The organism is Halalkalibacillus halophilus DSM 18494, from assembly GCF_000423105.1.
In the GTDB taxonomy this organism is placed as follows: Bacteria; Bacillota; Bacilli; order Bacillales; family Alkalibacillaceae; genus Halalkalibacillus; species Halalkalibacillus halophilus.
Genome location: NZ_AUHI01000004.1, coordinates 450,335 through 475,548, shown reverse-complemented (window position 1 = coordinate 475,548; position 25,214 = coordinate 450,335). Strand labels below are relative to the sequence as shown.

The window sequence follows — 25,214 nt, the reverse complement described above, 5'->3', positions numbered from 1 at the left end:
ATGAGATATTTAACAGCTGGAGAATCCCACGGTAAAAAGCTTACTACAATTATTGAGGGTATGCCTGCCAACTTAGAAATTCACCCAGATGATATAAATGATTCATTAATTAGAAGGCAGGGTGGGCATGGTCGTGGCAGGAGAATGAAGATTGAAAAAGACCTTGTTGAGATATCCAGCGGGATCCGACATGGTTACACACTTGGTTCGCCCATTACTTTAGAAATTAAAAATGATGACTTCAAACATTGGGAAGATATTATGGGAGAACTACCAATAGAAAACCCTGAAAATGTTAGAAGAGTAGTTACTAAACCAAGGCCAGGTCATGCAGATCTGAATGGTGGATTAAAGTACAATCATCGTGATTTAAGAAATGTACTTGAACGTTCTTCTGCAAGGGAAACTGCTGCTCGAGTAGCTGCTGGGGCCGTCGCGAAGAAGTTGTTACATAGCCTTGGAATAGAAGTGATTGGCTATGTGAAACAAATATATAATGTTCAAGCTGCAGATCAAAAGATAACAATAGACGAAATGATTGAACGTTCAAACTTATCTCCGGTTAGAACGTTGGATCAGTCAAAGGAACAAGAAATGATGGATGCAATCGACCAAGCGAAAGCAGATGGAGATTCTATTGGTGGAATAGCTGAGGTCTGCGTCGAGGGTGTTCCGGCTGCACTTGGTTCTTATGTTCAATATGACCGCAAACTGGATAGTAAAATAGCAGGTTCTGTTCTTAGTATAAATGCTTTTAAAGGTGTTGAATTTGGAGTTGGTTTTGAGGCTGCAAATAGACTAGGTAGTGAAACCCATGATGAAATTGCTTTTGATCCTTCAAATGGTTATTACAGAAAAACGAATAATTTAGGTGGTTTTGAAGGTGGAATGACCACTGGAATGCCGATTATTGTGAAGGGTGTTATGAAACCTATACCAACTCTATATAAACCTTTAGAGAGTGTGGATATTAATACAAAAGAACCTTTTAAAGCAAGTGTAGAAAGGTCAGACTCCTGTGCTGTTCCTGCTGCTGCTGTAGTAATGGAACATGTGGTTGCTTGGGAGGTTGCCAACTCTATTGTAGAGGAATTCCATGCGGATGATTTTAATCAATTAAAATCCGATATCGAATACCATCGTGAAAGGTTGAGAAATTTTTAATGGAAATTATTAATATTAAATCTGCAAGAAATTACGATGTTTTGGTTGGGTCGGGAATAAGACATGATTTACAACTCTACTTAAAAGAATTCAATTATTCAAAATATCTCGTGATAACAGATACTCATGTGCAGCAATTATACCTAGAAGATGTCCTTCAAACATTTGGTGATAAAGCTGATGTAGAAAGTTATGTGGTCCCTTATGGAGAACAAAGTAAGTCGATCGAGCATTATGAAAAAATTCATAAATTTATGTTGTCACAAGAGTATGACCGTGATTCTTGTATCATTGCTTTAGGGGGAGGAGTAGTAGGAGACTTAGCGGGCTTTGTTGCTTCGACTTATATGCGTGGTATCGGTTTTATTCAAATGCCAACTACGTTATTAGCACATGATAGTAGTGTTGGTGGAAAAGTGGCGATTAATTTAGATGAAACAAAAAATATCATCGGTCAATTTTACCCTTCCAGTTTGGTAATCTTAGATATTGAAACATTTCAGTCTTTACCGGAAAAAGAAAAGCGCTCCGGATTAGCCGAAGTTATTAAACATAGCTTCATTGATTCTTCTTTTCGGTTAAAGGATATACAGCAATTAATGAACTATTCACTTGATTTAACATCATCAGAATTTGAGTCATTACTTGTACAATCTATCCAGGTGAAAAAACGTTTTGTTGAAAGTGATGAATTTGAAGGCTCTCATAGAAAATATCTTAATTTCGGTCATACATTAGGTCATGCAGTCGAGGCTTCTTCTCAAAACTCATTAAATCATGGCGAGTCCGTAGTGATTGGGATTTTATTTGCTTTATATTTATCAGATCAATATGAAGAAGGTAGTTATTTATTTTCTAAAGAATTTATTCATTGGTTAAATCAATTAGGATATCAAATTAATTTAAAAACTTGTGATGAAAATGATTTAATAAATAAAATGAAGCACGACAAAAAGAACTCAGATTCAAATATTAATTTCGTATTATTAAAGTATGTTGGCAACCCTTATATTTGGTCGTTTGATCATAAAACTATATTGACGCACTTACATGAATTTATATATATCATGGATCAGTTTGAAAACGAAATATAATGCAATAAAGGGGGAGGATTAATGATCGCTTTAAAACCTAAAGCTCCATATAGTGGACAATTAATGGTGCCTGGTGATAAATCGATTTCTCACAGGGCAATTATTTTAGGTTCACTAGCATCCGGCACGACAATCATAGATAATTTTTTGCATGCAGAAGATTGTATGCGTACAGTTCAGGCCTTCCGAGATTTAGGTATACATATTGAGGTAGATGATGCGAAAGTGCGCATTGAAAGTGAAGGTTTTTCAAGCTTTGAGCGACCAACCTCCTCTATCTATTTAGGGAATTCTGGAACAACCGCACGACTTCTGCTCGGTGTACTTGCAGCATTTCCACAACAAGTAATGTTAACGGGAGATCCCTCTTTAGTTAATCGTCCGATGGATAGAGTGATCAACCCGTTACGTACAATGGGAGCAGCATTTACTTTTGATAATATTAACGGGAAACTACCATTGAATGTTACCGGTAACAATCTATCACCCATCACTTATCACCTTCCAATTGATAGTGCCCAGCTAAAGTCTTCCTTAATATTAGCAGGTCTTTTAACAAAGGGAACGACTAAGATATATGAAAATAATAAAACGAGAAACCATACGGAAAAAATGCTCGAAGCTTTTGGTGGAGAGTGTCATGTGAATGGTTCCGTTATCTCTATTACAGGAGAACAAGAATTAGCTGGAGCTAACATTCAAGTACCAGGTGATTTTTCTTCTGCAGCCTTTTGGATTACTGCCGCTGTAATCACGCCTCATAGTGAGGTTATCATTGATGAAGTTTCTTTAAACGAGACACGAATTGGTTTGATTCATGTTCTGAAACGTATGGGGGCAAATATTTATTTTGAAGTAACCTCCTATATGGGCAAGGAACCGATTGGGAAAATAATTGCAAAACATTCAACATTACATGCTACAACCCTTTCGGAAGAAGTAATCCCAACTTGTATAGATGAAATTCCTTTGCTTGCTTTAGCAGCAACTCAAATAGACGGGGATGGAATGGAGTTTCGTCACATAAATGAATTGAAATTTAAGGAAACAGATCGAATTAACGCCACCATAGATGCCTTAACCAGTTTAGGGGCAAAATGTAGTGTGACGGATGATGGTATGTATATTAATGGTAAAAGTCGATTGACAGGTGGCTCTGTTAATACATTTGATGACCATCGAATTGCTATGATGGCAGCGGTTGCTTCCTCGATATGTCTAGAAGAGGTTATCTTAAATGAAGTGGATTGCATTAATATATCTTATCCAAATTTCTTTGATGACATGGATTGCTTGTTAAGATAAGAACTTTCCATTTATAATTAGGTATGAAATAAAAGCAAGAAATGAAGGTGAAGCACATGGAAACAATAAGCGAAGCTCTAACTCTTAAAGAACAAGGAAAACTAAGCGAAGCTGTACAAAAATTAAAGGATTATGTAAGTGAAGCAGATGAAGCTGAACAATTTGACATTGCGCAATTACTTCATGAATGGGGACTTCTTAATGACGCAAAAGAAGTTTATGAAGATATATTAATTTTAAACCCTGGCGATCATTATGTGAAACTGATGTTGTCAGAGATCCACACTGATTTAGGAAATGATCAAGAGGTTATCGACTTATTAGAAGACATAGAGCCAGAAGATGAAGCCTATATACCAGCACTTGTCCAAATGGCGGATTTATATCAGTCGCAAGGTTTATTTGAAGTAGCAGAGCAAAAATTATTAGAAGCTAAAGACTTGGACACGGACGAACCAATTATTGATTTAGCACTTGCTGAATTAGCTTTCTCCAATGCAGAATACTTAAAAGCTATTCCATTTTATCAACGAATTGAAAAGTATGATGAGGATTTAGATGTCGTTGATATAAAAGAAAGGCTAGCAGAAGCACTATCAGCTGTAGGTAAGTGGGAAGAAGCGCTGTCCTATTATGAGAAAATCAAGATTGAATCACCGGATCAAATGTTCAAATATGGTTACACTGCATTTCAGTTATCTAGATATCAAGTTGCTATGAATACTTGGAATGAATTAATCGAATTAGATCCAGACTATACTAGTGTTTATCCCTTATTAGCTCATGCATATGACCAAGAGGGAGCGCCACAAGAAGCTTTTGATATCACAGTAAGGGGAATTTCAAAAGACGAACATAACCATGAGTTATATTACAACGCTGCTATGTATGCATTTACGATCTCTAGGGAAGCCGATGCAATTGATTATTTAAAACAAGCAATAGCTATTGACCCATCCTATGAAGATGCAGTAGAACAGCTTGTGAGAATTTATCAGGAAAAAAATCAATTTGAAGATGCAAAAGAACTTGTTGATAGCTTAATCCAATACGAAGGTTATCCACCTGTATATAATTTTTATTTAGCGACTATTAACGAAGAATTAGAAAACTTCAATGAAGCATCTATTCACTATTCAAAAGCCTACGAAAGCTTTAAGGAAGATCCAGAATTCTTAAGATCTTATGGATTTTTCTTAATTGAGGAAGGAAAGACAACGAACGCTATCGAAGTTCTAACTAAGTATGTAAACGTTCGACCAGAAGATGAAGAAGTGAACGAATATCTTGAGCGCATGCATTCTGAGTAAGGGGTGAAGATATGAGTGTAACGATTGAGGAGAAAAAACATTTCATTAAGTGGTTCCTAAGTGAGATGAAAATGAAACAAAGAGAAATCACTTGGTTATTTGAGTACATGTACAACCGAGATGATTTATTAAAGCATGTACATTTTATTCATGAGGCCCATTTATGTCCTAAAAGTATTTTAGTATCCATTCAAGAGGATGAGAGAAGACCTTTTCGGTTTTATAAATCACATGTAGTAACGTCAGAAGTAGATAAAGCATTTCATGACATACGTTTGAATCAAGATGAAGAAATTTATATTGAAGTACTTTATCCAGGTGTACGTCACTCCTTGGCTTACTTAAAAGTATTGGAAGAAAACCCTTTCTTACCAGATGATTATTATATGGAAAAAGATGATTACTTGGAAATGGACACGTTAATTGATCAATTGACCTATGAGCAAAAAGTTGAAGAATACAAATTAAAAATAGATGAAGCACTTGATGAATCAGATGTGGCCTCATTTAATTTATACGCAGAGAAATTGAATCAATTAACCAAATCTAGGGAATAAAAAGGGTGAGTGAATATGAAGTGGATGTATCAAGACGTACAAGCTTTTCAGAATGCGAAAGAATATATTGATACAGCAGTAATACCACTTGTCCCTTATACTTTTAAAGGCGAAGTGGATATAAAAAAGTTTGCTTTTCAATCAGAAGTAATGAATATTTTCATGAGTCAAATTGAAAAACAACTTAAGGGTAGAGTGTTTTTATTACCAAGTTATTATTATATAAAAACTGATTCTTTAGAACCCCATTATCAACAATTGAATGAAACGGTGGATCACCTCCATAATCATCAATTCAAACATGTATTATTATTTTCTTTTGATAAGCAATGGAGAAAATTTATGAAAGACTTACATGGAGAATTGGTTTGGTTACCAGCAATGAAAGAGCAAGATTTAAATCAAGTTGAAACACAACAGGTTATTCAATCACATATTGGTGATATTGAAGATTTAATTAAAGAACAGTGGAAATCATAAATAAATTATGACATTTTTTCATCTAAATCGCTGTTTTTATTGACCCTTATTGCCGGATAAGCTATCATTATATTGTCCTAATAAATATGTAGTCAAAAACCCTGTTCGTTGATCAGATGGATAGAGGGGGGAAAGTCATGAGCGAAAAGAAAAACAATCAAGTATCACGAAGAACATTCCTAAACTATACACTTACTGGTGTAGGTGGTTTTATGGGTGCAGCAATGGTTGCTCCAATGGTTGGAATGGCAGTTGATCCATTATTACAAGCAGATGGAGAAGGCGATTTTGTATACGTGATGGATGAAGACGAAATCACCGAAGAACCGCAACGTAAAACTTTCACAATTGATCAAGAAGACGGTTGGTACGAATCTCAAGCAGAGCGAGTTGCTTGGATTTTTAGAGATGGTAACGGTGATATTTTAGCTTTATCACCTATTTGTACTCATTTGGGTTGTATTGTTGACTGGGGAGTCCAAGATGATCACCCAGACCAATTCTATTGTCCTTGTCATGATGGTCGTTACGATAAAGATGGTGTAAACATTCCAGGAACACCACCAACGGAACCACTTCATGTTTATGAACAAAGAGTAGATGATGGAAGACTATACTTAGGTAGAGCTAATCCAAGATAGGGGGGCGTAATTGATGCTTGCAAAAATTTATGAGTGGATCGATGAACGGCTAGATATTACGCCTATATGGCGAGATATTGCCGACCACGAGGTACCAGAGCATGTAAACCCAGCGCATCACTTTTCTGCTTTTGTTTACTGTTTTGGAGGTTTGACTTTCTTTGTGACAGTCATCCAAGTATTATCAGGAATGTTTTTAACAATGTACTATGTGCCGGATATTGAGAATGCATGGAACTCTGTTCAATATTTACAATCACAAGTTGCACATGGACAAATCGTGCGTGGGATGCACCACTGGGGCGCTAGTGTTGTAACCGTAATGATCTTTTTACATACATTACGAGTGTTTTTCCAAGGGGCTTATAAGAAACCACGTGAATTAAACTGGGTAGTTGGAGTGTTGTTATTCTTTGTAATATTAGGTTTAGGTTTCACCGGATACCTATTACCATGGGATAATAAAGCTTTCTTCGCAACTCAAGTTGGGCTAGAAATTGCCGAGAGTGTACCTATCATCGGACCTGATATTAAAACTTTATTAGCAGGTGACCCAAACATTGTTGGTGCACAGACCCTAACTAGATTCTTTGCGATTCATGTATTCTTTTTACCAGCAGCATTATTTGGTTTAATGGGTGCTCACTTTATCATGATTCGTAAGCAAGGAATCACAGGTCCGTTATAAGTTTTTTAAATAAATAATGAGGAGGGAACACTGTGCATAGAGGAAAAGGAATGAAATTTGTCGGGGACTCACGAGTGCCTGCCAAAGAACATCGAAATATTCCAAAAGATTATTCAGCCTTTCCTGGTAGAACAGAAGCTTTCTGGCCAAACTTTTTATTAAAAGAATGGCTAGTAGGTGCAGTATTCCTTATCGGGTTCCTATGTTTAGTAGCAGCAGCTCCATCACCTTTAGAGCAACAAGCTGACCCGAATAATGCTGCATATATTCCTTTACCAGACTGGTATTTCTTATTCTTATATGAATTACTAAAATATGAATTCGCTTCTGCAGACTATATTGTAATTGGAACAGTTGGAATTCCAGGTTTAGCATTTGGTGCACTACTACTTGCGCCATTCTTAGATACAGGACCTGGACGAAAACCTTCGAAAAGACCAATTGCAACTGGTATGATGCTCCTTGGTGTGATGGCTACAATTTGGTTAACGTATGAATCAGTTGTAGCAGCAGACTGGGAAGCTCGTGAAGAGTATTCAGTAGAAAATGTGGTCGAAGTGGAAGTAGATGAAGGCCATCCAGGTTACGAAGTTTATATGGACAACTGTATGAGTTGTCACGGGGATGCCATGCAAGGGGCTCCAACTTTAGGTCCGGACTTAGCAAATCTACCTTATGATGAAGATCAAATTAAAGAAATTGCTGTAGAAGGTATTGAAGATATGCCTGCAGGTATCTTTGATGGTAGTGATGAAGAATTAGATGAACTAGCGAACTTCATTGTAGAAAACACTTCGGTGGAAGCTGATGGTGAAGCCGGTGACGACGCTGGCAATGATGAAGGATCGGACGAAGAATCTGATGAAAATTCTGAAGAAGACTCAGAAGATGGATCAGGTGAAGAACAAGAAGACGAAGAATCTGATGAATAATTATGAAGAAAGCTGACTTTAAGGAGTCAGCTTTTTCTTTATACGATTGGGGTTAGGTTATGATTTTTTTGTTAATGGATCGAAGGATCTTGGTTTTATTATTACTTTTTAATATTTTCGGTACGTTGTATGGTTTTTATTGGTATCAGTTTCAATTGGAGATCACACCACTTATATTCATTCCTTTTGTTCCTGATAGTCCAACAGCTTCCATGTTTTTTGTGTTTGTTCTAATTGGTTTTTTAATGAATAAACATTTTAAGTATATGGAAGCGTTAGCTTTATTAACATTATTTAAGTATGGCACATGGGCTGTCGTAATGAATGTTCTTACATTCATTCATGGCGCACCTATTTCATTGGTTGCGATCATGTTAATTGTTTCCCATGGTGCAATGGCAATCCAAGCGTTATTATACATTCCCTTTTACCATATTGAATTTAGGCATTTTGCAGTTGCAGCAATTTGGACAATTCACAATGATGTAATTGATTATGTTTATGGTATGATGCCGATTTATCATACATTGGATGATTTTAAGGATCATATCGGCTATTTCACTTTTTGGCTAAGTATTTTATCTATTTGGATTGTTTATTACTTTGGTGTCCAGAAGCCTAAAACAAAGACAACTTTATCTTCATATAATGTGTAATAAAGGATAGAGTTGGTGAGGCAAAATGATCAAAGGTTTTTTATTGCCAATCTTAATGGTTACGATTCCGTATAACTTTATTTCCATATTATTTTCTGTTTCAGTCGTCGTAGTCACCACATTATTTTTTGTGGCTTGGAGAAAATATAAATATGAACTACATGTAAGCAAAGAAATTGACGACGATAAAAAGTTTGACTAAAATTGACTATAAGTTAAAAATCATCATAGGGAGGTTATGTAATGGACCTTAGTGTTCTGTTGATTTATTTCGCAGTTTTACTTCTTCTGCCGATGTGGGCAAACCGAAAAGTGAAATCAACCTACAAGAAATATATGAAAGTTGCTAATTCGTCTGGTATGACTGGTGCTGAAGTAGCAAATAGAATATTGCACGAAAATGGGATCTATAATGTGAATGTAGAGGAAACAAAGGGGACACTAAGCGACCATTACGACCCAACTAAAAAGGTTATAAGACTTAGTTCAGATAACTATCACAAATCGTCTCAAGCTGCAGCAGCAATTGCAGCACACGAAGTAGGACATGCTATTCAGGACGCTGAATCCTATTCCTTTTTGCAGTTTCGACATTCCTTATTTCCTGTAGCTAATATAGGATCTAATATGTCCTATATTTTTATTCTTGCCGGCTTATTTTTATCGTTATCAGGATTATTTATTGCAGGGATTGTGTTAATGGCCTTTGCGGTGTTATTTCAGTTGGTGACTCTTCCGGTTGAGTTTAATGCATCGAATCGAGCAATGAATCAATTAGTAAGTACCGGTATTATTGGAAGTGCAGAACATCGGGAGACGAAGAAAGTTCTTGATGCTGCTGCGTGGACATATGTAGCTGCAACAGTGGTAGCGGTCATGGAATTATTACGATTCATTATGATGTATTTCATGTCACAAGATTGAATTCATTTTTCTCAAAATAAAACTCCGAATGGGTTAAATTCCCCGTTCGGAGTTTTTAGTTATGTTTAATGTTCAATCGGTTTCTTATTTTCATCTAAAGTAAACCCTTCACCAAGTACATCGTGCACAGAAGATAGTGCAACAAACGCATGTGGATCAACTTCTTGAATAATATTTTTTAACTTTACGATTTCATTTTTACCAATGACGCAATATATGACTTTTCGTTCTTCTCCAGTAAAGCTTCCACTACCGTGCAAAAGAGTAACTCCACGGTCCATCTCCTCCATGATTTGCGATGCTACATCTTCATAATAGTTGGTAATGATCGTAGCTCCTCTCGCTGCGTATGCACCTTCTTGAATGAAATCAATAATTCTCGCTCCAATAAACACTGCTACTAACGTATACATTCCTTCAATTTCATTTAGATAAAATATGACAGATGCTAATATAACAACAGCATCAAAGAGGAACATTGTCCGTCCCATGCTCCATCCAACATATTTATTAACAAGTCGGGCAATGATATCTACTCCACCCGTCGTTCCCCCATACCTAAAAATAATTCCAAGGCCTACACCAATAAAAGTTCCTGCGAACAATGCTGCTAAGGTCATATCATTCTCTAGCGTAAATGTTATGGTGTATGCTTGAAAAACCCAAAGGAAGATGGATACAGCAAAAGTTCCAAGTACTGTATACAGAAAAGTTAATCTACCTAAAAGTTTTAATCCAATAAGGAAGACCGGAATATTTAAGACAAGGTTCATGACACCCGGATCTAAGGAAAACAAGAAGTATAATAATAGCGTTATTCCTGTAAACCCACCTTCTGAAAGGTTGTTTTGCATATTAAAATGGACAATTCCAAATGAAAAAATTGCTGACCCAATTAAAATAAAGATGATATTTTTTATTTTCATTCCAAATAGCATCAGAAGCCCTCCTTTGATTGTAATTACCACTGCTAATTATAGACAAGATCATAAATTCGAGCAATATTCAAAAAATAAACTGAAAGATTTGTCAAAACAACGAACATTAGCTACCATTAGAATAGATTAAAATGCTAATAAAGGATGACATAGATGACAAAATCATCAGTAACTACTGAACAAATGCAAAAGCGGGTGGATGATTTCATCTCTCAGTTTGAAGAAGGGTATTTCTCCCCACTTGCTATGATTGCTAGGCTGACAGAAGAAGTGGGGGAATTAGCGCGGGAAGTAAATCATCATTACGGGGAAAAAACGAAGAAGTCTACGGAAGAAGAAAAGGCGATTGAAGAAGAATTAGGTGATCTACTATTTGTCCTAATTACTTTTTCAAACTCGCTAAACATCGATTTAGGAAAAGCATTTGAAACTAGCATGTCTAAAATTGAATCACGCGATCAAGATCGATTTACAAAAAAGGAGCATTCATATGACAGATCGAATTAACATTATAGTAGCAGGCCCACGTGGTAAAATGGGAATAGAAGCTTTGCAATTAATTAAGGAGACTGAAAGGTTTGAACTGGTCGGATGTATAGATAGAAAAAATGAAGGAAAGCTTGTCGAAGAAGTTGATGGGTTACCATCTATAAACGCACCCATATTTACAGATGCAAATAAAGCATTCGATCAAGTTAATGCAGATATCTTGGTTGAACTTACAAACCCAGAAGTAGGTTTTGAACATACAAAAAAAGCTTTACTTCATGGAATTAGACCAGTAGTTGGTACCAGTGGTTTCTCTAGTGCACAACTAGAAGAATTAAAAGAAATAAGTCAAGAGCAAAAGACTGGTATTGTGATTGCCCCTAATTTTGCAATTGGAGCTGTATTAATGATGCGCTTCTCTCAAATGGCTGCAAAATATTTTGATCATGTTGAAATTATTGAAAAACACCATGATCAAAAATTAGATGCGCCGTCTGGGACAGCTGTCAAAACAGCACAAATGATTCAAGAAACACGAAATAAATCCAACCAAGGTCACCCTGAGGAACAAGAGACGATTCCAGGAGCCAGGGGAGCAGAATTCGATGGGTTTAAAATTCACAGTGTAAGGTTGCCTGGATATATCGCAGAGCAAGAAGTGATTTTTGGTCAGAAAGGGCAGACGCTAAAATTGACTCATTCTTCAACAGACCGTAGATCATTTATGAGTGGAGTGGAATTTGCAATAGAGCAAGTGTTAGAATTAGATGAATATGTTTACGGTCTTGAGAATCTAATGGAATAGTTGGTGAGGATATGAAAATTGCGTTAATTGCACATGATAATAAAAAGCAGAATTTACTTAACTTTGTAACTGCTTATAAGCCGATTTTTAAGGATCATGATCTTTTTGCAACTGGAACAACAGGTAAACGAATCGCAGAGGAAGTCGGTCTTGAAATCCATCGCTTTCAATCTGGTCCATTAGGTGGGGACCAACAAATTGGTGCTAAAATAGCAAACGATGATCTGGATTTAATTATCTTCTTCAGAGATCCATTAACAGCACAACCTCATGAACCAGATGTTACAGCTTTGCTAAGACTTTGTGATGTTTACAAAATCCCTGTTGCAACAAATGAAGCCTCAGCAGAAATAATCGTCCGAGGAATGGAGAATGGTTGGTTGGATTGGCGCATGCTTAAACAGTCAGCTACATTGTACGATGAAAAATAAAATTGGTATTGTATGTTATCCAACGATCGGTGGGTCAGGGGTTGTGGCTACTGAGTTGGGAATAGCATTAGCAGAAAAAGGTTATGAAGTACACTTTATATCCACAACAATGCCTTTCCGATTAAAAAGGCTTTATCCTAATATCTACTTTCATGAGGTAGAAGTTGCGAATTATCCTGTGTTTAAAAATCCACCCTATGACCTATCGTTAGCAAATAAAATTGCTGAAGTTATAGACAGAGAAGAACTTGATATCATTCACGCTCATTATGCTGTACCACATGCTATTTGCTCTATTTTTGCCAAACAAATGGCTAAAAGAGATGTGAAAATAGTTACTACTTTACACGGTACAGATATTACTGTGTTAGCAATTGATGATAGTTTACAGAATATGATTCGTTACGCTATTGAAGCATCTGATGGAGTAACAGCAGTATCACAAAGTTTAAAAGAACAAACGATGGATGTATTCGATACAGAAAAGCACATTGATGTCGTTCACAATTTCATTGATTTAGAAGCAAGAAAAATAGATGATCGCCAAAGCTTAAAAAGTGATTTGAATATTGGTGAAGAAGAAAAAGTAATTATTCATATTTCTAATTTTAGAAAAGTAAAACGAGTAGAAGAGGTAGTTCATTCTTTTAAATTAATTCAAGATGAAATAAAAGCTAAATTATTGCTAGTTGGAGATGGTCCAGAATATAGCAAAATCAGAAAAGCTGTTAAAGATCACGAAATAGAAGATCAAGTTATATTTATGGGAAGACAAGATAATATTAAAGATTTATTGTATATTAGTGACTTGAAATTGTTGCTTTCTGAAAAAGAAAGTTTTGGTTTAGTCTTGTTAGAAGCAATGAGCCAAGGTGTTCCATGTATAGGAACAAATATAGGTGGAATCCCTGAAGTAATTGTCCATGGGAAAAACGGATTTATTGTACCACTGGGAGATGCAATAGCTGTTGCAGAACATGCACTTGGACTTTTAAAGGATCAAGATATGTGGCAACACTTTTCCATTCATGCGAAGGAACACGTTAAAAAATATTTCCAAACCCATTGTGTTATAAAACAATATGAAGACCTTTATGAACATCTGATTCATAAAGAATAATTAAGGCGGGCTCTTATGTTACAAGCACCTTTTAAACATGCTTCTTATATTATTACTGAATTAAACAAACAAGGGTATGAAGCTTATTTTGTTGGCGGAGCGGTTCGTGATTACTTGTTAAATCTACCCATAGGGGATATTGATCTTGCTACTAACGCGAGTCCCGAAGAAGTAATGAGAATTTTTAGTAAAACTATTCCAACAGGTATTAAACATGGAACTATCTTAGTGATTCATGAAGGAAAAGAGTATGAGGTAACTACTTATCGTTCCGAATCTTCTTATGTAGACTACCGGAGACCCGGTAAAGTTGATTTTGTAAATAATCTCGTCGAAGATTTGAGTCGAAGGGATTTTACTATTAATGCTATAGCTATGTCACTAGACGGGGAACTTATTGATCCGTTTCAAGGCCAATTAGATTTAAAAGCTAAACTTATTCGTACAGTTGGTAACCCTAATGAGCGTTTTCAGGAGGATGGACTTCGTATACTTAGAGCTGTAAGGTTTGTCAGCCAACTCCATTTTAGTGTTGAGCCATTGCTGCAGAAAGCCATTCTAGATAACCGTGCTATTTTAAAACATATTGCAATGGAAAGAATTCAACAAGAATTGTTAAAAATGTTTAGAGGACAAGCTGTTAATATTGCAATCCAATTAATTAAGGATACATCCTTATTTACAGTACTACCAATCTTTAAGTCAGATGAGCGCATCATTCATAACTTGGCATCTAATTTGCATCAGAGTTTATCCACAGAAGCTGTGATTGTTGCCTACTTACATTTATTAAATGAGAATTACTCTGTTAATGATTGGGTTAAAACGTACCGATTGTCTAATCAAACTAGAAGAGACGCCGCACATTTAGTTACTAGTTATAATCGATATATTAAACATGGATTAAGTCTGTACAATGTATATTTACTCGAGTTCCGTTTCATTCATTCATTTGTTGAACTTTTACATGCAAAAGGTATTAAATTATCTAATGACGAAGTGCTTCAAATTTATCATCAGTTACCAATTAAAAGTAGATCAGATTTAAAGATTAATGGAAGTGACATTGTTCAGCTTTTCCCCCAGGTAAAGAAAGGAAGCTGGATACAAAATTACTTATTAAAACTAGAAAGTCTAGTAATAGCGCGTGAAATTAATAATACAGAGGAAGAACTAAAGGAAATGGTGAGCAAATGGAAGACAAAAGAAAACAACTCATAGAACTTTTATTTTCAAATAAAGAAGACTACATTTCCGGTCAAGAGCTATCTAATAGATTAAATATTTCTCGCTCGGCCATTTGGAAGCACATGAACGAGCTAAAGAATGTCGGTTATGAAATGGAAGCAGTTACAAATAAGGGATACAGAATCATAAAAGTGCCAAACACCATATCTGAACAAGCGCTGAGGTGGGGATTAGACACAAATTGGTTTGGTAATTTAATAAACTATAAACCGACAGTAGGGTCGACTCAAACTATTGCTCATGAATTGGCGAGGGAAGGCGCGAGCCACGGAACCGTTGTGATTGCTAACGAACAAACAATGGGTAGAGGTCGATTGAAAAGATATTGGGATTCAACATTTGGATTAGGATTATGGTTTAGTACGATCTTAAGACCATCTTCTTTGGAACCGAAAAATGCAACACAAATCACCTTAGTCGCTGCCGTAGCAATTGCAAGAGCATTGGTCAAACATGAGGTTGATGTCAAAATTAAATGGCCAAATGACATTTTTGTAGGTGATTTAAAACTCGCTGGTATATTGACCGAGATGCAAGCAGAACAACATTTAGTCGATTACATAATTTTAGGAATTGGTTTAAATGGGAACCAAGGTATAAATGATTTTCATCCTTCCGTGCAAGAGAAAGCGACTTCTATTTATCAAGTTACTGGCGAACAAGTTAATTTGAATCATATTTTTCAAACGATTTCCAAGGAATTTGAGCAAATGTATGAACTGTTTCTAGAAAAAGGCTTTGGTCCAATAAAATTAATTTGGGAAAACTATGCCTATAAAATGGATGAATGGATTACAATAAAGACAAATGAACTTTGGGAAGCTAAATTGTTATCGATTCAAAATGATGGTGCACTACGGGTGAAAGATGAACAGGGAACGGAGCACACTCTGTATTCTGCAGAAATCCTATGGTAGAAAGTTGGATGGTCGATGTTATCACATACAAATTTACTTAAGGCAAAAGAAAATAATGAAAAGCTTGCGATGGTAACTGCTTATGATTACCCTTCAGCAAAGCTTTCTGAGCAAGCAGGAGTTGACTTTTTATTAGTTGGCGATTCTTTAGGTATGGTTGTTTTAGGGTATGATTCAACTATTAAAGTAACTGTTGAAGACATGATCCACCACGGGAAGGCAGTAAAAAGGGGAGCTCCAAATACTTACCTTGTAGTTGATATGCCTTTTATGTCTTATCAAGTTAGTGAAGAAGAAGCTCTTAACAATGCGAAGAAGATTTTTCAAGCAATAGAGCCTCAAGCTTTAAAACTCGAAGGAGGATCTGAAATAATCCCTACTGTTAAACGTTTTCTTACGAGTGGAATTCCGGTAGTGGGTCATATTGGTTTAACTCCACAAAGTTTCAATGTGTTGGGTGGCTACAAAGTGCAAGGTAAATCAGAGGAACAAGCTCAACAATTGATTAAAGACGCTAAAGAACTGGAAGCAGCAGGGGTGGTTGCCTTAGTATTAGAATGTATCCCAGCTAAATTAGCTGCTTATATTTCCAATGAATTAACCATTCCAACAATAGGAATAGGAGCTGGCAATGGATGTGATGGCCAAGTACTTGTTTACCATGACCTATTAACTTATGGGGTAGATCGGTTAGCTAAATTTGTTAAACCATATATGGATACAAATAAAAAACAATTGGAAGCTCTCGAGCAGTATATAAATGAAGTGAAAGCCCAAAAATTCCCCGCAGATGAACATACATTTAAAATAGATGATGCGGTTATTGATCGGTTGTATGGAGGGAAAAATGAACATAATTGAAACAATTGACCAAATGAATAATGAAAAGTATTCCTATCAGCAAGAAGGAAAGTCTGTAGGTTTTGTACCTACAATGGGCTATTTACATGAGGGTCACTTAAAGTTGATTGAGGAATCGAATAAAAACAATGATATTACGGTTGTAAGCATATTTGTTAATCCCAAGCAATTTAACCAACAGAGTGATTTAGATGGCTACCCGAGGGATATAACCCGCGATCAAGAATTGCTAAAGCAGTATGATGTAGATTATATTTTTTATCCAGATTCTAAAGAGATGTACCCTACATCCTTAACCATTGATTTATCTCTTTCATCCAGGGGAAATGTATTATGTGGTAAAACAAGACCGGGGCATTTTGAAGGTGTTTTACTTGTACTAAGTAAACTTTTTCATATTGTTTCTCCAACGCATGCTTATTTTGGTCTCAAGGATGCTCAGCAAGTGGCTGTTGTGAAAGCATTAGTTGAAGATTTGAATTTCAATATACAAATTATTCCTGTTCCAACCGTACGAGAAAAGGACGGATTAGCTAAAAGTAGTCGTAATGTAAACCTTGAGCCATTAGAAAGAGAAGAGGCTTCTCACTTAATTAAGGCTTTATATGTTGGAAGGAAATGTTTGATTGAACATGGACTCAAAAGAAATGAAATCATCCGCTCGGTAAATGATTATTTAAATAAACATGTAACGGGGCAGATTGATTATGTGGATTGTCTATCCTACCCTACTTTATCTAATGAAATTACCGAAAATCATGCTATAATAATAGCGGTCGCTGTAAAATATAAAAAGGCGCGCTTAATCGATAATTTCATTTTGAATTCTAATGGAGACTTCATATATAAGGAGCGGAATTAATACATGTTTCGTACAATGATGAATGCAAAAATACACCGGGCAACGGTTACAGAAGCTAACTTAAATTACGTTGGAAGTGTGACGATAGATGCCCACATTCTGGATGAAGTGGGCATATTACCTCATGAAAAAGTTCAGATTGTTAATAATAACAACGGAGAGCGATTAGAGACCTATGTAATTGCTGGTGAACGTCATTCTGGGGTAGTATGTTTAAATGGTGCAGCTGCAAGAAAAGTTCAAAAAGATGATATAGTTATCATTGTATCGTATGCCCAGCTAATGCAAGAAGAGATCGTTTCTCATCAACCAAAGATCGCAATTATGGGTGAGAATAATACGATAAAAGAGTTAATTGTAGAAGAAACCCCTTTTACAATTATGTAGAAGATTCAAAAAGGTATATAGAACGGAGGGGTGGTTTGGAACGTTTTGTAGTAGTTGATCTAGAAACAACTGGAAACGCAGTGAAAAAAGATGCTGAAATAATAGAGGTCGGCATTGTGGTAATGGAAGGCAAGAAAATTGTTAATGAATATTCTTCTAAGGTTAAGCCATCTAAGCCAATCCCCTCATTTATAACTAAATTGACTGGAATTACGAATGAAGATGTAAAAGACGCCCCAAGATTAGAAGAGATTATCCCTGATATCCTTTCTTTAATTGAACATCATTATTTTGTTGCCCACCATGTACAATTTGATTATGAATTTTTAAATCACTCATTACACAAATTAGGCTACCTTAGCTTAGAATGTCCATTAATTGATACAGTGGAATTAAGTCGAATCTTCTTCCCAACGGCTGACAGCTATAAATTGGAAGATATAACGGCTTATTTGAATATTGAACATTTTTCTCCGCATCGTGCTTTATCGGATGCTTTCGTTACTGCATTATTGTTAGAAGAAGTTTTTAAGCGTATAGAGATGTTACCATTTGAAACACTAACCGCTTTAGAACCTCTTGTAGCTGATTACAACAGTGATATGGAGTTCATTTTTTCTAATTATGTGGAGAAGAAAAGACAAGATCCTAGTAACGATTCTTACATAATAAAACACGGACTAGCTTATTTAAATATGCCTGAGAATGATCATAAAGTAGACCCATCTGAAAACGTAACAGTGTTAAATGAAGTCATGAAAAAGAATAGCTTAGGTGATCAACCGTTTCGAAGTGGTCAAGTGGAATTAATTCATGCAATCGACCAAGCTTTCAGTAATAATGCAAATTTAGTTGTCGAAGCAGGTCCTGGACTTGGTAAAACACTTTCATATTTGATACCCAGTTTAAAGCACTCACTATCATCTGACTCCAAAGTAGTCATTAGTACACATACACTTCAATTACAATCTCAAGTATTATCTACTGACTGGTTGAAATTGCAAAGTGATTTACCAGCGACTACTTCTATTGCAATTTTGAAGAGTCCCAAACATTATGTTCACATGAAACGTCTTAGAAGATTATTGAATCAATACCAACAAATAAAAAATTACGACGTAACACTTACATTATCAATTTTGATTGTATGGCTTACTGAAACTATTGCCGGGGACTTTGATGAGCTACAAATTCCGTCTCGCAATGAAAGTGTGATGAAGTATGTAAGTTGTGAGGCATTTGATGATTTAGAGGAAGATGGTTCTTACTATTTGCACGCTTTTCATAAGGCAGAAAAAGCAAATATTATAGTGGTTAATCATGCCTTTTTAGTTGGAAATCAATTGTACGAAGGTAAACGTATTCCTACTTATGAACAGGTTGTTATTGACGAAGCCCATCAGTTTGAACAAGTGGTTAGAAAGCAAAATGCACAATATATAAGTTATGTTTCTATCGTACATTTATTGCAAGATATATCAAAATATATAGACTCTACTCTGTATGAACAAGCAAAAATCAACGCAGATGAGTTTTTTCGATCCATTCACCAAGCAGTGTTATTTTTACATGGTGATGAAGACCACTATTCTGATTTAGGTAAAGTCCAGCTTCTACTAGATGAAACCTATTTAAATTTAATGGTTGCAGGTGAAATAAAAGAACGTCTTAATGAACTGCTATTAACTATAGATGAAGTAGTTAAAAGATTATTAAATAGAAGTTCACGCAGTGATTACGAAGAAATGGTAATACAGTTTGTGATAAAAAGATTAAAACAGACGAAAGATATATTCACCTCATTTTTTATCTTAGACGATGAAAAAATCCGCTGGGTGGAGATTGATCAATATGGCGCTAAGAATGCTGCTATTATTCATATGGAACCATTGAACGGTACAAAGTTCATTCAAGAACAACTATACCCGAAATCGAATTCTTTTATTTACTTAAGTGCATCATTAAAAGTAAATAATTCCTTTGAACCTTTTATGGAAAAAGTAGGATTGCCTTTAGATACAAAAGCGCTCGCAATTCCATCTCCATATAACTATGAACAACAGACTAGAATAATGATCCCAAGTGATTTGCCTGATATAGTTAATAACGATCTTAATGTTTTCACTTCTCACGTATCCAGTTTTATTCACCAGTTTGCTACACAAGTTCATCCTAAAATGATGATTCTATTTACTTCTTATGACATGCTGAAGCAGTGTTATCAGCAATTAAAGCGTTTTAAGGCTTTAGAAAATTCGCTAATTGTTGCTCAAGGTATTACTACGGGAAGTAGAGAAAAACTTAAGAAATTTTATGAGAACAATGACCATGTCATCTTGTTAGGGACAAATTCTTTCTGGGAAGGTCTAGACTTACGTGGAGATCATAAAAAGGTAGTATGTGTAGTTCGTTTACCATTTGAAGCACCGAATCATCCATATATTCAGTCACAACGAAAATATTTGGAACAAAATAATCAAAATGTTTTTAAAGATTTAGCTTTACCATTAGCAATAAATCGTTTCAAACAAGCGTTTGGAAGAATTATTCGTTCGGAGAAAGACCAAGGTCTATTTATCATTTTTGACCAAAGAATCATGGAAAAATACTATGGAAAAATATTTATTAAAGCATTGCCTGAAGCACCTGTTTCATATGAAGATACAGACGAATTACTAACACATGCAAAAAAATGGCTTACATAGTTCTATAGAGATTTCCGCAACCTAAATGAAGTAATTAGGAAGGGGAATGCAACTATGTTGACGCTGCTTATGATTGTTTCAATACTATTCGCTCACTCTATTCCAATGGATCAAGAGTGGATTTTTAATGCCTATGGTGAAAAGGATACAGCTGTCTTTCATGAAGATGATCTTAGGATTTTAGTTAATCTTCCTAAACCAGAACAAGAGTCCAAACTGGAACATTATATGAGACAGCAGAAAATGTATAATAATGAATTGATTTTATTAAATGTAAATGACCTTTCATGTGAATACTTACTAAATACAATTGAAAAATATGATATAAAACAAATTTACATTCCAGCATTTCAATCCGAAAGCTGTAAATTACTTAATTCCAATGTGAACTTAAACCAAATAGATGCCAACCAAAAAGTTTCAATCACAGACCACTTTGAGTTGATGGTTCTAGAAAATGAAAATGAAACCGGAAATTATATGTTTTATTTAAATGAAATGAAACTTTATTGGTATGAATCTTTACCAAATAATATGAAAGAAGCAACAGATATTATTTATATTCCATCCTATATACATGATTATGATTTAAGAGAACATTTTTTTCATCAGCTGAATCCAGAAATTGCTTTAGTATATGTAGCAGAGGATCCCAAACGCAACAAAGTCATCCATCAAATGTTAATGGAGTCTTGGATTGAAGGGTACTTTATTAAAGAGAAGCTAGGGATACACTTAGCTATATCAAGAAACAGTTATGAACTGTACCTTGAAAAACTGATTTCAGAAACGATTTTTCAAGAAAAGTAAATTTAATTTTGTTGAATTGCTAAACTTTTACTCAAAACTTGTTATAATGTAATAGTGAAAATGATAAGATGCCATGCTTTTCAAAAGGATGAATACATTGAATTTAAGAAATATTGACCTACGAAAATGGACTCTAATCACGTTGTTTATTGCAGGTGTAATAGGTGCAATGATCATTGTTTTATTTTCGTATATCTATTATGACATTCATGCAGAAAAACAAGATAGAGAAATGGAACATGCTAATTTTGCGCTAGAACATAGTCCAATTGATACGGTGGAAGAAACGTATATCTTTAATGGTTCAAACTCATATACAGTAGTAGAAGGTTATGAAGGGGAAACGTTATTGTATGTATTTGTTCCGGTGGAAGAGGACCAGGAATTGGAACCAAATCAACTAGATTGGATTTCTCAAGAGGAAGGAGTCTCTAAAGAAGAGGTTTATTCCAATTGGGAGGGTGATTGCGATAATTGTACATTATTAACGCTCACACCAGGAAAATTAAATGAGCAGGTAATTTGGGAATTAACGTATACAAATAATGATCGTTATTTCTTTCAAACGTATCGCTTTTCAAACGGAGAACTATACGATTCAATATCTTTTAGAAAATAAGTTCAAGGAGTGGTAACAATGGAATTAGCAGATCGAGTACAATCACTGACACCATCAAGTACTTTAGCGATTACATCAAAGGCCAAGGCTTTAAAAGATGAAGGGCACGATGTAATCGGACTAGGAGCTGGAGAACCAGATTTTAACACTCCTTCTTATATTCTAGATGCCGCAAAAGAAGCAATGGACCATGGACAAACGAAATACACCCCCTCCGGAGGACTAGTTCCATTGAAGAATGCGATTCGAGGGAAGTTCGAAAGAGATCAAAACTTATCTTATACTAACAGCGAAATTATTGTAACAACTGGAGCAAAACACGCTCTATATACGTTGTTTCAAGTTCTTTTAAATAGAGGGGATGAAGTCATTGTCCCTGTTCCTTATTGGGTGAGTTATCCTGAACAAATTAAACTTGCAGAAGGTCAACCAGTGTATGTTAAAGCTTCTGAAGAAAATAGCTTCAAAATCACACCAGAACAACTTGAGGATTCTATTACTTCATATACAAAGGCAGTTATTATAAACTCCCCGAGCAATCCAACAGGGGTGTTATACACGAAAGAAGAGCTTCAAGCACTTGGAGAAGTGGCGTTGAAAAATAATATCTTTATTGTTTCAGATGAAATTTATGAAAAGTTGATTTATGGTCAGCAGTCGCATCAATCTATTGCCACCATTTCGGATGATTTAAAGGATATTACAATTATTATTAATGGCGTGAGTAAATCCCATGCAATGACAGGCTGGAGAATAGGGTATGCAGCAGGAAATGAAAATATTATAAAGGCAATGACAAATTTAGCTTCTCATGCAACATCCAATCCTACTTCAATTGCTCAATATGCTGCAATTGCAGCGTATTCACATGATGAAAATGAAATAGAACAAATGAAGCTTGCCTTTGAAGAACGGCTGAATAAGTTATATAACTGGATCACTTCTATTCCTAATGTTAGTTGTGTAAAACCAGACGGAGCGTTTTATTTGTTTCCTAATTTTAAAAATGTAGTGAACCATTCTTCATTTGACAGTGTAGACGAATGGGTAAAACAATTATTAGAAGAAGAAAAAGTTGCAGTCGTCCCTGGTTCAGGATTTGGTTCCGAAGATAATATTAGACTTTCTTATGCAACATCTTTGGATAATTTAGAAGAAGCAGCGAAAAGAATTAAAAGATTTGTAGAGAAACATTCGAAATAGAGGAGGCACTACTTCATGAAAACAACAATTTCAAAAGTAAATGAACATGTAAATGATACTGTAACAATCGGAGCCTGGATTCACAACAAGCGTTCTAGTGGGAAAATTGCATTCTTACAACTCCGAGATGGAACTGGATTTATTCAGGGTGTCGTGGTGAGATCTGCAGTTGGGGAAGACTCATTTGAAGATGTCAAAAAACTAACCCAAGAAACATCTGTTTATGTAACTGGTACTGTTGTTGAAGATACTAGAAGCCCTTTAGGTTATGAACTACAAGTTACAGAAGTAAAAATTATTCAAGAAGCTACAGATTATCCAATTACACCAAAAGAACATGGTACTGAATTTTTGATGGATCATAGACATTTATGGTTACGTTCGAAAAAACAACACGCTATTATGAAAATCCGTAATGAAATTATTCGTTCTACGTATGAATTCTACAATAAAGAGGGATTTGTTAAAGTAGATCCACCAATATTGACTGGCTCATCTGCGGAAGGGACGACAGAACTTTTCCATACCAAATACTTTGAAGAAGATGCCTACCTATCACAGAGTGGCCAGCTATATATGGAAGCTGCTGCTATGGCTTTAGGACGAGTATTTTCATTTGGACCAACCTTCCGTGCTGAAAAATCTAAGACTCGTCGACATTTGATTGAATTTTGGATGATTGAACCTGAAATGGCATTCATGGATCATAATGATAGTTTAGAATTACAGGAGAATTATGTTGCCTATATTGTTCAATCTGTACTTAAGAATTGTAAAATAGAACTAGATACATTAGAGAGAGACCTTTCTCAGTTAGAAAAGATTAAAGCTCCTTTTCCGAGAATCACATATGACGAAGCAATTGAATTTTTGAATAATGAAGGCTTTGATGATATTAAATGGGGGGATGATTTTGGTGCTCCGCATGAAACTGCGATCGCAGAAAGTTATGACCAGCCAGTGTTCATCACTCATTTCCCACTAGAAATAAAGGCTTTCTATATGAAGCCAGATCCCGAAAATCCTAATGTTGCTTTATGTGCAGACTTAATTGCCCCTGAAGGATATGGTGAGATTATCGGAGGGTCTGAACGTATTGATGATTTAGAGTTAATGAAACAACGCTATAAAGAACACGACCTAGAAGGACCTGCCTATCAGTGGTATCTGCAATTAAGAGAGTACGGAAGTGTCCCACACTCAGGGTTTGGCTTAGGATTAGAACGTACAGTAGCTTGGATCGCTGGGATTGAGCATATTCGTGAATCAATTCCGTTCCCAAGATTGTTAAATAGATTATATCCATAAAAGGGAGGAAGGGTGACTCACCAATAACTGTGCAGTCACCCTTCTTTTACATAAAATTGAGTTGTCAGGGAAGTGATTTATATGGAACTACCATTTTCATATCAGAAATTTTTAAATGAACAAGTAAGTGTTCCACAGAGGTTGATTAACGAGTATACAAAACTCGATCTAGGAGAAGTAGATGTATTAGTAATTTTACGGATCTTATCCATTCAATCAAAAGGAGATTTGCTACCTTCTTTTGAAGTGATCGCTGAAAGCATGTCCATTAACGCAAATGAAGTAGCTAATGTTTTAAAGCAACTAAAAAATAAAAAGTACTTGGAAATTAAACAATTTGAAGATTCAAACCATCACCAGCAAGAATGGTACGCTTTTGACTTATTGTTCCATGCTTTATATGAAAATGAAGTGATGGATGAGAAGAAAGAAGAGGGGAAGCTGTTTCAATTATTTGAGCAAGAGTTTGCACGTGCTTTATCCCCAATCGAAATAGAAATGATTAGTTATTGGTTGGATGAGGATCAATTTAAACCAGCCTTAGTTAAAGCTGCTCTAAGAGAAGCTGTTTTATTAGGAAAACTTAACTTTAAGTATATTGATCGTATTTTGAACGAGTGGAAGAAGAAAGGAATTAGAAGTATAAACCAAGTGAAAGAGGCAAAAGACCAACGCACGAATGAACAAACAAAACAAGCAGAAGAAAGTAAAAAAAGAGATAAGTCTGTCTATTATAATTGGTTGGAAGAATAGTCAGGAG

28 protein-coding genes are annotated in these 25,214 nt (G+C 35.5%); 27 read left to right on the top strand and 1 reads right to left on the bottom strand.

All coding sequences use genetic code 11. The annotated features are described in order from the left end of the window. From aroC to G532_RS0102405, 12 genes are all read left to right on the top strand, one after another. Window positions 1-1,164 (top strand): chorismate synthase, encoded by a 1,164-nt coding sequence (gene aroC / locus G532_RS0102460; protein WP_027963372.1) that lies wholly within the window; start codon window positions 1-3, stop codon window positions 1,162-1,164. Then, window positions 1,164-2,258, top strand: a complete 1,095-nt coding sequence (gene aroB / locus G532_RS0102455; RefSeq protein ID WP_027963371.1) for a 3-dehydroquinate synthase — start codon at window positions 1,164-1,166, stop codon at window positions 2,256-2,258. The genes aroC and aroB overlap by 1 nt, the downstream gene beginning before the upstream one ends. A gap of 21 nt (window positions 2,259-2,279) precedes the next feature. Further along, window positions 2,280-3,563 (top strand): 3-phosphoshikimate 1-carboxyvinyltransferase, encoded by a 1,284-nt coding sequence (aroA, locus tag G532_RS0102450; protein WP_027963370.1) that lies wholly within the window; start codon window positions 2,280-2,282, stop codon window positions 3,561-3,563. A gap of 56 nt (window positions 3,564-3,619) precedes the next feature. After that, window positions 3,620-4,873 (top strand): tetratricopeptide repeat protein, encoded by a 1,254-nt coding sequence (locus tag G532_RS0102445; RefSeq protein WP_027963369.1) that lies wholly within the window; start codon window positions 3,620-3,622, stop codon window positions 4,871-4,873. 11 nt (window positions 4,874-4,884) lie between these two features. Then, entirely contained in the window at window positions 4,885-5,430 is a 546-nt protein-coding gene (locus tag G532_RS0102440; protein WP_027963368.1) for a ReoY family proteolytic degradation factor, read from the top strand. Window positions 5,431-5,445: 15 nt separating this feature from the next. Continuing rightward, window positions 5,446-5,910, top strand: a complete 465-nt coding sequence (locus G532_RS0102435; protein ID WP_027963367.1) for a DUF2487 family protein — start codon at window positions 5,446-5,448, stop codon at window positions 5,908-5,910. Window positions 5,911-6,047: 137 nt separating this feature from the next. Next, window positions 6,048-6,551, top strand: a complete 504-nt coding sequence (locus tag G532_RS0102430) for a Rieske (2Fe-2S) protein (protein WP_027963366.1) — start codon at window positions 6,048-6,050, stop codon at window positions 6,549-6,551. A 13-nt stretch (window positions 6,552-6,564) separates the two neighbouring features. After that, complete coding sequence (qcrB, locus tag G532_RS0102425; protein ID WP_027963365.1) at window positions 6,565-7,239, top strand: menaquinol-cytochrome c reductase cytochrome b subunit; 675 nt, start codon at window positions 6,565-6,567, stop codon at window positions 7,237-7,239. A gap of 32 nt (window positions 7,240-7,271) precedes the next feature. After that, window positions 7,272-8,171, top strand: a complete 900-nt coding sequence (locus G532_RS0102420) for a menaquinol-cytochrome c reductase cytochrome b/c subunit (protein ID WP_027963364.1) — start codon at window positions 7,272-7,274, stop codon at window positions 8,169-8,171. A gap of 59 nt (window positions 8,172-8,230) precedes the next feature. Then, window positions 8,231-8,827 (top strand): lipoprotein heptaprenylglyceryl N-acetyltransferase LhaT, encoded by a 597-nt coding sequence (gene lhaT / locus G532_RS0102415; RefSeq protein ID WP_027963363.1) that lies wholly within the window; start codon window positions 8,231-8,233, stop codon window positions 8,825-8,827. A gap of 25 nt (window positions 8,828-8,852) precedes the next feature. Next, window positions 8,853-9,029 (top strand): hypothetical protein, encoded by a 177-nt coding sequence (locus G532_RS15965; protein WP_156882512.1) that lies wholly within the window; start codon window positions 8,853-8,855, stop codon window positions 9,027-9,029. A gap of 41 nt (window positions 9,030-9,070) precedes the next feature. Continuing rightward, entirely contained in the window at window positions 9,071-9,751 is a 681-nt protein-coding gene (locus G532_RS0102405) for a zinc metallopeptidase (RefSeq protein WP_027963362.1), read from the top strand. Window positions 9,752-9,816: 65 nt separating this feature from the next. On the opposite strand, the gene G532_RS0102400 is transcribed toward G532_RS0102405, so the two are convergent. Then, the gene (locus tag G532_RS0102400) at window positions 9,817-10,689 is read right to left on the bottom strand and encodes a YitT family protein (protein WP_027963361.1); all 873 of its coding nucleotides are present in this window, start codon (window positions 10,687-10,689) and stop codon (window positions 9,817-9,819) included. Between the two features lie 153 nt (window positions 10,690-10,842). Between G532_RS0102400 and G532_RS0102395 the strand changes: the two genes are divergently transcribed. From G532_RS0102395 to G532_RS0102325, 15 genes are all read left to right on the top strand, one after another. Further along, window positions 10,843-11,196 carry a nucleotide pyrophosphohydrolase gene (locus G532_RS0102395; RefSeq protein ID WP_027963360.1) on the top strand — a complete coding sequence of 118 codons (354 nt, stop codon included), beginning with the start codon at window positions 10,843-10,845 and terminating at the stop codon, window positions 11,194-11,196. Beyond that, on the top strand, window positions 11,180-11,983 hold the full coding sequence (gene dapB, locus G532_RS0102390) for a 4-hydroxy-tetrahydrodipicolinate reductase (protein WP_027963359.1): 804 nt from the start codon (window positions 11,180-11,182) through the stop codon (window positions 11,981-11,983). The genes G532_RS0102395 and dapB overlap by 17 nt, the downstream gene beginning before the upstream one ends. 11 nt (window positions 11,984-11,994) lie before the next feature. Then, window positions 11,995-12,414, top strand: a complete 420-nt coding sequence (gene mgsA / locus G532_RS0102385) for a methylglyoxal synthase (RefSeq protein ID WP_027963358.1) — start codon at window positions 11,995-11,997, stop codon at window positions 12,412-12,414. Next, window positions 12,356-13,534 carry an N-acetyl-alpha-D-glucosaminyl L-malate synthase BshA gene (bshA, locus tag G532_RS0102380; protein WP_245570102.1) on the top strand — a complete coding sequence of 393 codons (1,179 nt, stop codon included), beginning with the start codon at window positions 12,356-12,358 and terminating at the stop codon, window positions 13,532-13,534. Before mgsA ends, bshA begins: the two co-directional genes overlap by 59 nt. A gap of 15 nt (window positions 13,535-13,549) precedes the next feature. After that, window positions 13,550-14,755 (top strand): CCA tRNA nucleotidyltransferase, encoded by a 1,206-nt coding sequence (locus G532_RS0102375; protein WP_027963356.1) that lies wholly within the window; start codon window positions 13,550-13,552, stop codon window positions 14,753-14,755. Continuing rightward, window positions 14,728-15,699 (top strand): biotin--[acetyl-CoA-carboxylase] ligase, encoded by a 972-nt coding sequence (locus G532_RS0102370; RefSeq protein ID WP_027963355.1) that lies wholly within the window; start codon window positions 14,728-14,730, stop codon window positions 15,697-15,699. Before G532_RS0102375 ends, G532_RS0102370 begins: the two co-directional genes overlap by 28 nt. A 15-nt stretch (window positions 15,700-15,714) precedes the next feature. Next, window positions 15,715-16,560, top strand: coding sequence for a 3-methyl-2-oxobutanoate hydroxymethyltransferase (gene panB, locus G532_RS0102365; protein ID WP_027963354.1), 846 nt, complete (start codon window positions 15,715-15,717; stop codon window positions 16,558-16,560). Then, window positions 16,547-17,422, top strand: a complete 876-nt coding sequence (gene panC / locus G532_RS0102360) for a pantoate--beta-alanine ligase (RefSeq protein ID WP_027963353.1) — start codon at window positions 16,547-16,549, stop codon at window positions 17,420-17,422. The genes panB and panC overlap by 14 nt, the downstream gene beginning before the upstream one ends. 3 nt (window positions 17,423-17,425) lie before the next feature. Beyond that, the gene (gene panD, locus G532_RS0102355; protein ID WP_027963352.1) at window positions 17,426-17,809 is read left to right on the top strand and encodes an aspartate 1-decarboxylase; all 384 of its coding nucleotides are present in this window, start codon (window positions 17,426-17,428) and stop codon (window positions 17,807-17,809) included. 35 nt (window positions 17,810-17,844) lie between these two features. Continuing rightward, on the top strand, window positions 17,845-20,514 hold the full coding sequence (locus G532_RS15565; RefSeq protein WP_051189017.1) for a helicase C-terminal domain-containing protein: 2,670 nt from the start codon (window positions 17,845-17,847) through the stop codon (window positions 20,512-20,514). A 54-nt stretch (window positions 20,515-20,568) separates the two neighbouring features. After that, entirely contained in the window at window positions 20,569-21,324 is a 756-nt protein-coding gene (locus tag G532_RS0102345; protein ID WP_027963351.1) for a hypothetical protein, read from the top strand. A 97-nt stretch (window positions 21,325-21,421) separates the two neighbouring features. Then, window positions 21,422-21,943, top strand: coding sequence for a cell wall elongation regulator TseB-like domain-containing protein (locus G532_RS0102340; RefSeq protein WP_027963350.1), 522 nt, complete (start codon window positions 21,422-21,424; stop codon window positions 21,941-21,943). An 18-nt stretch (window positions 21,944-21,961) separates the two neighbouring features. Then, complete coding sequence (locus tag G532_RS0102335) at window positions 21,962-23,146, top strand: pyridoxal phosphate-dependent aminotransferase (protein WP_027963349.1); 1,185 nt, start codon at window positions 21,962-21,964, stop codon at window positions 23,144-23,146. 15 nt (window positions 23,147-23,161) lie between these two features. After that, a complete protein-coding gene (gene asnS / locus G532_RS0102330) occupies window positions 23,162-24,454 on the top strand; it encodes an asparagine--tRNA ligase (protein ID WP_027963348.1) in 1,293 nt (430 codons plus the stop codon). Window positions 24,455-24,535: 81 nt separating this feature from the next. Further along, entirely contained in the window at window positions 24,536-25,207 is a 672-nt protein-coding gene (locus G532_RS0102325) for a DnaD domain-containing protein (RefSeq protein WP_027963347.1), read from the top strand. The last annotated feature ends 7 nt before the right edge of the window (window positions 25,208-25,214 follow it).